Annotated in this window: 3 protein-coding genes; all 3 read left to right on the top strand. The window is 47.7% G+C overall.

Annotation, left to right across the window (positions count from 1 at the left end; translation table 11 throughout):
* Positions 1–6 precede the first annotated feature (6 nt).
* The 3 genes from QUB64_RS02545 (at position 7) to QUB64_RS02535 (ending at position 12,372) form a co-directional block, all read left to right on the top strand.
* Positions 7–960 (top strand): methyltransferase domain-containing protein, encoded by a 954-nt coding sequence (locus QUB64_RS02545; RefSeq protein WP_333266179.1) that lies wholly within the window; start codon positions 7–9, stop codon positions 958–960.
* Between the two features lie 443 nt (positions 961–1,403).
* Positions 1,404–2,399: a homogentisate phytyltransferase gene (locus tag QUB64_RS02540; RefSeq protein WP_333266177.1), complete on the top strand. Its 996-nt coding sequence runs from the start codon at positions 1,404–1,406 to the stop codon at positions 2,397–2,399.
* A gap of 178 nt (positions 2,400–2,577) precedes the next feature.
* On the top strand, positions 2,578–12,372 hold the full coding sequence (locus QUB64_RS02535; RefSeq protein ID WP_333266175.1) for a tetratricopeptide repeat protein: 9,795 nt from the start codon (positions 2,578–2,580) through the stop codon (positions 12,370–12,372).
* The last annotated feature ends 116 nt before the right edge of the window (positions 12,373–12,488 follow it).

Here is a 12,488-nt window from a genome sequence, read left to right as displayed (position 1 = left end):
CGTGCGATGACATCAACACTTTACCAGCAAATTCAGCAACTTTACGACGCTTCTAGCGGTTTGTGGGAGCAGGTGTGGGGCGAACATATGCACCACGGTTACTACGGCCCGGATGGCAATTTAAAAAAAGAGCGCCGACAGGCTCAGATTGATTTGATCGAAGAACTGCTCTTCTGGGCCCGAGTGCCGACAGAGAAGGCACTATCTGAACCTTACCGCATTCTGGATGTCGGTTGCGGCATCGGCGGCAGCACGCTGTATTTGACCGAAAAGTTTGGTTCGATCGCCCAAAATAATTTAAAGTCGGATGGTGGGGTCGATCGAGATTTTAGTCGATCGGGCGAACCAAGCAAAACGGGCGATCGGGTGACAGCCACCGGGATTACCCTGAGTCCGGTACAGGCCAACAGAGCGATCGAACGCGCTAAAATGGCTGGACTGGAAAACAATGTCAATTTTTTGGTAGCAGATGCTTTAAATATGCCTTTTCCTGACGAGTCCTTCGACTTAGTTTGGTCACTCGAAAGCGGCGAACATATGCCCGACAAAATTAAGTTTTTGCAGGAATGTTGCCGCGTGCTCAAGCCGGGAGGAACTTTGATTTTGGCAACTTGGTGTCACCGCCCGCTGGGAGAAACGGCGGGAGAATTGACTGATGCAGAGAGAAAGGAATTGGCAGAAATTTACCGGGTTTATGCTTTACCTTATGTGATTGCTTTGCCGGAATATGAGGAGATTGTTCGCAGTTTGCCTTTCACAAGTATTCGCAGCGCTGATTGGTCAAAGGCTGTTGCTCCTTTTTGGGATGTGGTGATCGATTCTGCTTTGACTCCGAGCGCGATTTGGGGTTTGTTGACGAGTGGTTGGACGACTATTCAAGCTGCACTTGCTCTCGGATTGATGAGCCGGGGATATGAGAGCGGATTGATTCGTTTCGGGCTGATTTGTGCTGTAAAATAATGGGGATAGAGCAGAGATTTTTTGAGTTGTGAGTTGAGGGGTAAGGTGTTCTTCGGAGCATTGGTGTTAACTTGAGATTAAAGGTAGTATGAGTCTACTGTTTGATGATTATGCCCGATCCCCCCGGCGCCCCCCTGATAGTCGGGGGGGACTGGAGCGATCGAAGTTCCCCTTTTTTCATGGGGACTGGAGCGATCGAAGTCCCCCGACTATCAGGGGGATGCGAGGGGGATCTAGACTACGCCAAAAGCGAGAATTGTCGTGCTACCCGGATAGTCGGGGAAAGACGAAAACTCTCTCAAAGTGGGTCTTCTTAAGGGGGAGTGAGGGGGATCTAGACTCAGCTACAAGCGGGATTTATCAGGAATTAGAGACGATTATTGACACTAATGGCTCGGGAAATAGCTCTACAGAATGTTTTTTTTGGTGCGTTTGTAGGATTTATGGGAAACGATTCGATTGGTAAATCTTGGATTGATGAAAATGGCTCGGCTCCGCCAAGCTGGGTGAGGGCTTTTTGGGAGTTTTCTCGGCCGCACACGATTATCGGCACTACCTTGAGCGTAATGGCTTTGTATGCGATCGCCCAAAGCACCCGATTATTTGCGAAGCCTATACTTCTGCCCCTAGCTTTTGCTTGGTTGGCTTGCATTTGCGGCAATATTTATATTGTGGGATTGAACCAGTTAGAAGATGTTGAAATTGATAAAATTAATAAGCCGTATTTGCCGATCGCCTCGGGAGCGTTTTCTCGCAAGACTGGGGAATTAATTGTAAGTGTAACGGGAATGATCGCTGTTTTGACGGCTGTTTTGCAAGGCCCGTTTTTGCTGGCTACAGTTGGCGTTAGTTTGGCGATTGGGACTGCTTATTCTCTGCCGCCAATTCGGTTGAAACGGTTTCCTTTTTGGGCGGCGCTGTGCATTTTTACGGTGCGGGGCGCGATCGTCAATTTAGGGCTGTTTCTCCACTTTAATTGGGTTTTGGGTTTGGGAAGGGCGAAAAGCGCTTTTTCGGGCTGGAGTTGGGATAGCGCGTCTTTGGGGATTCCGGCGGAAGTTTGGGTGCTGACGGTTTTTGTGATTGTGTTTACTTTTGCGATCGCCATTTTCAAAGATATCCCTGACATGGAGGGCGATAAGCAATACAATATTACTACGTTTACAATTGAGCTGGGCAAGCGGGCCGTCTTTAATTTGTCTCGCTGGGTGTTGACGGTTTGCTATTTGGGCGCGACTTGGGCGGGAGCAGTCGCATTGTCTAATGTTAATTTAGTATTTTTGGCAGTTTCTCATTTCGTGGCTTTGGGTTTGATGTGGTTTTGGAGTGCTAAGGTTAATTTGGACGAGCCAAAAGAAATTGCTGATTTTTATCAGTTTATCTGGAAGTTGTTTTTCTTAGAATATTTGATTTTTCCCGCAGCTTGTTTGTTAGGGTAGAAGTTCGGCAGCGGATTTTGTAGCGGATGTAGCGGATTTAATGTAGGTCATTTTAGAACCGATTTTGTAATCACTTTAATACATTTAACGATGTTGAGGGAAGAAGGAAGGAAGAGTTAACAGATTAGAATAAGTTGGTAATTACAAGTTAGCGAACTCCCAAACAACAAAGACAACTATGGCTTCTCAGAAAAAATTGCAAAAATCTGCCGTCAAACTAGGTGCTGAAGATTCTTTGAACATAGCTTGGGAATATCACCAAGCGGGGCGTTTGTTAGAAGCTGAAAATTTGTACCGGCAAATCGTAGAAGTGCAGCCGGATTCAGCAAATGTGTTGTGTTTGTTGGGAATAGCGCTTAGACAGCAGGGAAAAGTTGCTGAGGCGATCGACTTTTACGATCGCGCGATCGCCCAAAACCCCGATTTTGTAGAAGCACATTTGAACAAAGCCCATGTTTTGATGGATCTAGGGGAAAGTCACAGGGCGATCGCCAGTTACGAACAAGTCATCAAAATCCAGCCAAATTCGGCACTATCATACAATAATTTGGGCTGGATTAAACAGCAATTGGGCGAAACAGACGCAGCAATTTTATATTACCAAACAGCGCTGCAACTCGACCCTGACCGCATCCAAACTGCGCACAATTTAGCAGGTTTATTCAAACAAAAAAATAAATTAAATGATGCAGTAGCCTGTTATATGCACGCTTTAAAAATAAATCCCAATTTGACCTATTCTCTGATCGGGTTGGGAAGGATTTTGCAGGAGCAAGGTGAATTAGCAGAAGCTTTTAAATGCTACAAGAAAGCTCTAGAAATAGAACCAAACAATCCAGAAGCTCAAAACAATGTCGGAGCATTTTACCACGAACAAGGCAATGCCAAAGCAGCAATCTCCCACTACCGACAAGCATTAAACTTTAAGCCGGACTTCGTGGATGTTATTAACAACCTCGCCCACGCTTTAGTAGATTTAGGAGAATTTCAAGAGGCTTTTGCTTGTCACCTTCGAGCCTTGGAATTGCAGCCAGACAACGCCATCGCACACCTGGAATTAGCCTTGACTTTGCTATTGTTTGGAGATTTTAAGCGCGGTTTTGCTGAATACGAGTGGCGGTGGCGCACGAACCAAGTAGAACCGAGACAATTTCAACAGCCACTTTGGGATGGTGCGGATTTGCATGGGAAAACTATTTTACTTCACGTTGAGCAAGGCTTCGGCGATTCGATTCAGTTTATTCGCTACGCGCCGATTTTGCACAGCCGAGGCGCTAAAGTTATGGTGGCTTGCTATCCAGAATTGATGCGGTTGTTTGCGACAGTTGCCGAGATTGAATGTTTATCAGTCTGTTTTGAAGATTTGCCAGAATTTGACGTTCACGCACCGCTGATGAGTTTACCCAGAATTGTGGGGACAACTCTGGAAACAATCCCGACAAATGTTCCTTATTTAGCTCCGCCTGCTGAGTGCAGTTTTGCGCTGGCTTCTGATGCAAACTTGAAGGTGGGGATTGTTTGGGCGGGAAGTCCAAAACGGCGGAAAGATAATCAGCGTTCTTGCAGTTTAAGCGATTTTATGCAATTCTTGGATGTGCCGGGAATTGCTTTTTATAGTTTACAAAAAAACTTATCGGATAGCGATCGCACTTTGTTGCATCACCACTTGGTGCCGGATTTGAGTCCGCATCTGAACGACTTTGCTGATACGGCTTCTGCTATATCTCAACTGGATTTAGTGATTGCGGTTGATACCTCGGTTGTACATTTGGCTGGTGCTTTGGGTAAACCGGTTTGGGTGCTGCTTTCTTTTGCTCCTGACTGGCGCTGGCTGCTGGAGCGCGAAGACAATCCTTGGTATCCAACTGCAAGGCTTTTTCGCCAAAGTCAGCCGGAAAGTTGGCAAGAATTGTTTGATGATGTACACGCGGCTTTGAGTTTATTTGCGATCGCACATTCTCCTACTTCTTCCGAGGATTTTGCGAAAAATCAGCCACTGGAAATGACAGGCGAAAGCTCGGTTGAGGAGAGTCAACAAATATTTGCGATCGCGAATGCAGCGTTAGGTAATGGCTCCGCAGTCAAGCAATCGCCGGAAATTGAGACATCTGTGGCGATCGCAAATTCGGTTGTTTTAGAGGATTTATTGCGGCAAGCAGAACATTTAATGGAAATAGGCGAGAAGCAAGAGGCGAGATCCCTTTACGAACAAATAATCTCTCTCGCTCCAAATTGCGTGCAAGCGCGGATTAATTTTGGTTTCCTCCACCAAGAAAAGGGCGAGTTAGACGCAGCTATTCCGCATTACCAAGAAGCTTTAGCCCTCGATCCAAATATTCCTCAAACAGCATACAACTTGGCAAAGATTTTTGAGGAACAAGGTCAAGTTGAAGAGGCGATCGCACATTACGAACAAGCTCTTGCCGCTGAACCGGATTTTGTGCCCGCACTGATTAATTTAGCGGTGGCGCTGCAAGAAAAGGGCGAACTTTTAAGAGCGCTCGATCTGTATCGGCGAGCGCTGGAAATTCAACCCCATAGCTGGGAAGCTTACAACAATCTGGCAACAGTGTTGCAAGAACAGGGCAATTTAGAAGAGGCGCTGGAGTATTATCACAAAGCTCTGGAATTGCTGCCGGATTTTGTAGAAGCTATCAATAATTTAGGCAGGACTTTTCTGGAAAAAGGCGCGGTTGAAGATGCGATCGCCTGTTACAGACGCGCGATTCATTTGAATCCAAATCATGCTAGCGCTCACCTGAATTTGTCCTTGGCTTTGCTGTTGGCGGGAGATTTAGAAAATGGTCTCGCTGAATACGAGTGGCGCTGGCACATTAAAGAATTTAAAACAGGTCATTCCTGTTTTTTGACGGCGCCGGGAAATACACTTTCGGCGAGAGAATACCGGCCGCTGTGGGATGGTTCCAATTTGCAGGGAAGGACTGTTTTGCTGCACGCCGAACAAGGTTTAGGCGATTCGCTTCAGTTTATTCGCTACGTTGCGATCGTCAAAAATCAAGGCGGTAGGGTAATTGTTGACTGTTACCCGCAATTGCGCCGTTTGTTTGCCATGGTTGATGGCATTGATTTGCTGATAGTTAGAGGTGAACCGCTACCGGAATTTGACGTGCAAGTGCCGATGTTGAGTTTACCCTATGTTCTCGGTACAAGACTGGAAACAATTCCGGCAACTACTGCTTATTTATCTGGGCCTCGGGATGCTGAATTTGGACTTTTGCCCGATCGCAATTTGAAAGTTGGGATTGTGTGGGCGGGGAATCCCAAACACCGCAAAAACACCCAGCGTTCTTGCGGTTTAAGTCAGTTTCTGCCGCTTTTGGAGGTTTCGGGCGTAACTTTTTACAGCTTGCAGAAAGAGCTGCCAGAGGCCGATCGCGCGCTGTTGAATCAAACGCCGATCGTCGATTTGAGCCCGCATTTTGGCGACTTGGCCGATACTGCTGCTGCGATCGCCAAACTGGATTTAGTAATTACTGTCGATACGGCTGTCGCCCATTTGGCGGGCGCTTTGGGCAAACCAGTCTGGATTTTGCTGGCGTTTTCCCCCGATTGGCGGTGGCTGTTGGAGCGCGAAGACAGTCCTTGGTATCCAAGTGCGCGGCTGTTTCGGCAGCATGAACGGGGGGATTGGGATGGAGTTTTTCAGCGGGTGGCGGAGGCTCTAGGTGCTGTTTCCGCAGCATTTGTGCCGTCGGATTCGGCTGATGCAGAGTTTCGATCCGGCCGAGAGAAGCAGCACCAAAACCAGTTTCGCGCTGCGATCGAATGTTATGAGCGGGCGATCGCGATCGATCCGAATTATGCCGCCGCCCACAGCAATTTGGGTGTTGTCAAACAGCACACCGGGCGGCTCGCAGAGGCGATCGCGCATTACCGACAAGCGCTAGAAATCGACCCGAATTTGGCGGAAACTGCGAGCAATTTGGGCAGCGCCCTCGCGGAAGTAGGGGAGAATGAAGGGGCGATCGCAGAATACGAGCGGGCGCTGTCTTTGAACCCGAATTGCGCGGAAGCCCTGGTTAATTTGGGCGTGCTGCGGGAAGAGCAAGGGGATGTGGCGGAGGCTGTAAGCTGCTACGAGCAAGCGATTCAAGTTAATCCGAATTGCGCTGTGGCTTATTTGAATTTGGGAATTGTGCTGGAGGAACAAGGGGAGGAAGCGGGGGCGAATTACGATCGGGCGATCGCGAATTACTCCCGGGCGATCGATCTCGATCCAAATTATGTGGACGCCTTGCATAACTTAGGATACGCCTCGATCCGACAGGGCCGAGTTGCAGATGCGATCGCCTATTACGATCGAGCTATGGCGCTGCAACCGGATTTAGCAGAAACTGCGATCGCTTTGGGGAGTTCCCTGCAAGAGCAAGAAAAGTTAGATGAGGCTCTAGCCGTTTGCCAGCAAGCGATTCAGAGGTTGCCAGCCCATGCTGGTGCTCGCTGCAATCTGGGAATTGTCCTGCACAAACAGGGCAAAATTCAAGATGCGATCGCCTGTTACCAGCAAGCTTTGAGCCTGAAACCCGATTTTCCCGAAGCTTTGAACAATCTGGGTAAAGCTTTTGAGTCAGCGGGAAACATGGCTGAGGCGATCGATTGTTACCGTAGGGCGATCGAACTCAAACCCGGTTATATCAATCCCCTCAACAGTTTGGCAAAGGTTTTGCACGATCGCGGCCAATTTGCAGGTGCTGTCACCTGCTACAGCCAAGCAGTAACATTCAATGTCACTCACCCCGAATCTCACCTAAACTTAGGTTTAGCTTTGCTGCTGTCGGGAGACTTTCAGCGCGGTTTTTCCGAATACGAATGGCGACTTTTGGTTAAAGAAAAACAGTTCCCAACTTACAACTTTCAACAGCCGATTTGGGATGGGAAAGATTTGGAGGGAAAAACTATTTTGCTTTGCCCGGAACAGGGTTTAGGCGATGCAATTCAGTTGATCCGCTACGCAGATTTAGTTAAGCAAAAAGGCGGACGGGTAATTGTTTGGTGTTTGCCGCACTTGCAGCGCTTGTTTGCACAAGTTTCGGGAATCGACGAGTTAATAATTAATCCAGAAGATGCGCCGGATTTTCAAGTGCGCGCGCAGCTAATGAGTTTGCCGCACCTTCTGGGAACAACTTTAGAAACTATACCGGCTAATGTTCCTTATTTAGCTCCGCCTCCAGGCTGGGAATGTTCTATTCCGAACACTCCTAATTTAAAAGTAGGGATTGTTTGGTCGGGAAATCCCAAACATTCGCAAAATAAAGTGCGATCGTTTCCGCTAGATTTGTTAACCAAGCTGTTAGAGATTCCCGGAGCCGATTTTTACAGTTTGCAAAAGGAAATGACGGCAGAAGCTCGCGCTTGGTTAGAGCAAATGCCCGTCACAGATTTAAGCTCTCATTTGCACGACGTGGCGGATACTGCTGCTGTAATATCGGCTCTGGATTTAGTGATTTCTGTGGATACTTCTGTGGCGCACTTGGCCGGTGCTTTGGGTAAACCAGTGTTTATTTTGCTGTGTTTTGTGCCGGATTGGCGGTGGCTGTTGGAACGCGAAGATAGTCCTTGGTATCCGACGGCGCGCTTGTTTCGCCAGTCAGCAGCGGGGGATTGGGAAGGCGTTTTAGAACGGGCAAGTTTGGCGCTGACAGAAAGAATTTCCCAGCATCAAGAAGCTCAACCGTCAATAGAAATTCAGCCGAATATTGAGTTGGCTAAGAAACAGTTCGATCGCGGAAATCTGCTAAAATTGCAAGGCCGGTTTGCGGAGGCGATCGCCTATTTTAAGAATGCTTTGTTTTTGCAGCCAGATTCGATCGCAGCCGCTACTAATTTGGCAGTGACGCTGCACCAAACAGGCGATTTAGCCGAAGCTGCGACGTATTATCAGCGCGCGATCGAAATTGACCCGAACTGCGCTCAAGGGCAAAATAACTTGGGCATTTTGCTGCAAGATCGGGGAAATATAGCCGAGGCTGTATCTTGTTTTCAAAGGGCGATCGCCCTAAATCCCGTTTATGTCAAAGCTTTGAACAATCTCGGGGCGACTCTCCAGCAGCAGGGTGAGTTGCAAAGTGCGATCGTCTATTTTCACCAAGCACTGTCCGTCAATGCGAATTACGCGCCAGCGCTGGTAAATTTGGGCGCAGCGATGCAAGCAAAATGCGAGATAGCAGAGGCCCAAAGGCTTTACCAGCGTGCAATTGAATCAGAACCGAACAATCCTAAAGGACACTATCAACTGGGAACGTTATGCTTGGCTGCGGGCAAAATAGAACAGGCAATTTCAAGTTTGGAGCGAGCCATATCATTAGATCCCAATTATGTAGAAGCAATCACTAATTTAGGCAGTGCTGTGGAACAATTGGGAGACGCAAATCGCGCCATTTCCTGTTACAATCGAGCTCTGGAAATCGATGCAAGTTGTGTTAAAGCTCACTTCAATTTAGGCTTAGTATTGCTGTTGACTGGTGACTTACCGCGCGGTTTAGCAGAATACGAGTGGCGCTGGGAAACAGAACAGGCGAAAAAATTGCCGCGCTTGAATTTTGACAAGCCTGTTTGGGACGGTTCAGATTTGAACGGGCAAACTATTTTGCTCCGCTGCGAACAAGGTTTGGGCGATGCGATTCAATTTGTGCGCTACGCCGCAATTGTCCAGCAAAAAGGCGGCAAAGTCATTATTTCTTGCTATCAAGAACTGAAGCGTTTATTTAAGCAGATTCTTGGTATCGAACAAGTTGCGGTGCGGGTGGAAGAATTGCCCGATTTCCAAGTGCAAGCACCCCTGATGAGTTTGCCGCACATTCTCGGAACAACTTTAGACAATATACCCGCTAATGTTCCTTATTTAGCGGCGCCGCCGAATTGGCAATTTTCGCTAAATTCCGATGGCAATTTTAAAGTTGGGATTGTCTGGGCGGGAAGTTCGGAACATTTGAAGGATTTTCAGCGATCGAGCGATTTAAGCTATTTCCTGAAATTCTTAGATATTCCCGGTGTCAGTTTTTACAGCCTTCAGAAAGAAGTGTCTGCGGAAGATCGCATTTTGTTAAATCAAACTTCTGCGATCGATTTGAGCGACAATTTGAATGATTTTGCCGATACTGCGGCGGTGATATCGCAACTAGATTTAGTGATTTGCGTGGATACTGCTGTGGCGCACTTAGCCGGTGCTTTGGGGAAACCTGTCTGGATTTTGCTCTCTTTTATGCCCGATTGGCGGTGGATGTTGGAGAGGGAAGACAGCCCTTGGTATCCCACTGCGCGGTTGTTTCGGCAAGAAACAGCGGGTGATTGGGATGGCGTGTGCGATCGCATAAAAACCGTCTTACAAGAGTTAATTCCCACTGAAGCGAAGCCATCATCAAGCCCCTTCACTCCCAAGACAATCGCAGAAATAGACGTGCAGTTTCACATAGCAAAGGCATTACAAAAACAAGGTAACAAAGCAGCAGCAGCCGCGCGTTACGAACAAGTAATCGCCGCCTCGCCCAACCACGCCGAAGCCCACACTTATTTAGGTTATCTCAAACAGGAAAACGGACAAATAGCCGAGGCAGTTTCGCACTACAAGCAAGCCCTAGCCACCAATCCCAACCAGGGCGAAACCAACTTATATTTAGGTTATGCCCTGGAAGAACAAGGAAAAGCGATCGAGGCGATCGACTGCTATACTAAGGCAATTCAACTCTCTCCAGAATCGCCAAATTTGCGTTTGAGACTAGCATTTGCTTTGCTCTTGACTGGCAATTTCCAGCCTGGTTTTGCGGAGTACGAATCGCGCTGGCAAACTCAAGAATTGGAGCAACAATATTGCGATAGCCCGCTTTGGGATGGTTCAGATTTGCAGGGAAAAACCATTTTATTGCACCCTGAACAAGGTTTTGGCGATGCGATTCATTTTATCCGCTACGCACCTTTAGTCAAGCAAAAAGGCGGCCAAGTTATGGTTGCTTGTCATCAATCGCTGAAGCGTTTGTTTGAACAAGTAGCAGGCGTAGATAATGTAGTCACAAACCCGCAGAATTTGCTAGATTTTCAAGTGCAAGCGCCGCTGCTAAGTTTGCCGCGAATTCTGGGAACTACTTTGGAAAATATACCTGCAAATATTCCTTATTTGACTCCGCCACCGGATGGTAAACTTTTTCTAGAATCGAACGATCGCCTAAAAGTCGGTATTGTGTGGGCGGGCGGCCCGCTGCACCGCAAGAATCACGAGCGATCCTGTAAATTGACAGATTTTATGAAGTTTTTAGATGTTCCGGGCGCGAGTTTTTACAGCCTTCAGAAAGATTTGTCGGCGGGCGATTTAACTTTATTAAATCAACATAAAATTCCTGATTTAAGCGAACATTGCATCGATTTTGCCGACACCGCAGCGATTATTTCGCAACTGGATTTAGTAATTTGTGTCGATACTGCGATCGCGCATCTAGCCGGTGCTTTGGGCAAACCTGTCTGGATTTTACTATCTTTTATGCCCGATTGGCGGTGGATGTTGGAGAGGGAAGACAGCCCTTGGTATCCCACTGTACGGCTGTTTAGGCAGTCAAAGGCGGGTGATTGGGATGCCGTGGGCGATCGTCTAAAAGCAGCCCTACAACAGCTAACTACTCGTTCCCAGGCTCTGCCTGGTAACGCAGATCCAGAGGCTCAGCCTCAAAATCCCCCCCCACAAACCCAGCCCAAAATAACAGGAAATACTCGTTACCCGGCTCTGCCTGGTAACGCAGATCCAGAGGCTCAGCCTCAAATACCCCCCCCACAAACCCCGCCCCAAATAACAGGAATCGGCATCAGTTGGCCAGTCAGCATCACCAGCGGCTGGGGAATTTACGGCATGAATTTAACACTGCAACTGCTGCGAAATCCCGCCTGGGAAGTTGCACTTTTAGTACCGCCATCCATCACCTCAGAATCCATCAATCCGCTGCACAAATCCCTGTTATTACCCGCAGTAGAAAAGCAGAAACAATTTCAGGAATTAGTAACCGCAAATTCTGACAAACAGATTAGTTGTAACTTTCCTGTACTGTACGCTTTGGGGAATAACTTAGCATCCTCGGGAGTTGAAAATCAACTTATCAGCCCTTGTCAAGTAGGAGTCATCTTTTTTGAAGACACCCGCATCACCGCAGCCGCCCTAGAAACAGCCAAAAAATATCGCGCCATTGTCGCCGGTTCCCACTGGAATGCGGATGTTTTGAGAAGCTGCGGCTTGACTAACGTGGCGATGGTAAATCAAGGAATTGACCCCGCAATCTTCCATCCTGCACCTAAATCTAACTTATTTGGCGATCGCTTCGTCATCTTCTCCGGCGGCAAACTCGAATATCGCAAAGGCCAAGACATTGTAATCGCCGCTTTCAAACGATTTCGCGCCAAACATCCAGAAGCTTTGTTACTCACAACATGGCACAACTTCTGGCCTCAGTATATGCTGGGAATCGAACAAACCGGAAACGTGGCGGGACTTCCCAATATCAACCGCGATGGAAGTTTAGGAATTTCCCAATGGTTGGTGGCTAACGGTTTACCAATTGACTCTTTTATCGACATCGGTTTAATTCCCAATCACCTCGCCGGACAAATATTGCGAGAAGCCGACTGCGCTGTTTTCACCAACCGCTGCGAAGGCGGCACTAATTTAGTCGCGATGGAAAGTATGGCCTGCGGAATTCCGACTATTTTATCAGCAAATACCGGACATTTAGACTTAATTTACAGCAACATTTGCTATCCTTTATCGCATCAGGGACGAGTTAAACCCACTCCTCATTTTCCCGGTGTAGAAGGTTGGGGAGAGTCTGATGTTGCAGAAGTTGTCGAGGCTTTGGAGCAAGTTTATAATCATCGCGAAGAAGCCAAACGTCGAGGTTTAGCTGCGGCGAATTTTATGCTCGATTGGACTTGGGAAAAGCAGGTTAAGCGCTTTCTTGATGTTATTCATGAGCTTTAGATAATAAGCGAGAAGAAGGACTGAAGTCCTCACTACAAACCAGGTTCGTAGTAAGGACTTTAGTCCTCCTCCAGGTTCGTAGTAAGGACTTTAGTCCTCCTCCAGGTTCGTAGTAA

Origin of the sequence: Microcoleus sp. Aus8_D2 (assembly GCF_036702665.1) — a bacterium.
Classification (GTDB): domain Bacteria; phylum Cyanobacteriota; class Cyanobacteriia; order Cyanobacteriales; family Microcoleaceae; genus Microcoleus.
Note: the sequence above shows the minus strand (reverse complement) of the source record. Positions and strands in the feature narration are given on the sequence as shown.

Bases quoted from the DNA above. Each gene is read 5' to 3' on its own strand.
- QUB64_RS02545 (WP_333266179.1), top strand. From the start codon at position 7: ATGACATCAACACTTTACCAGCAAATTCAGCAACTTTACGACGCTTCT.
- QUB64_RS02535 (WP_333266175.1), top strand. From the start codon at position 2,578: ATGGCTTCTCAGAAAAAATTGCAAAAATCTGCCGTCAAACTAGGTGCT.
- QUB64_RS02540 (WP_333266177.1), top strand. From the start codon at position 1,404: ATGGGAAACGATTCGATTGGTAAATCTTGGATTGATGAAAATGGCTCG.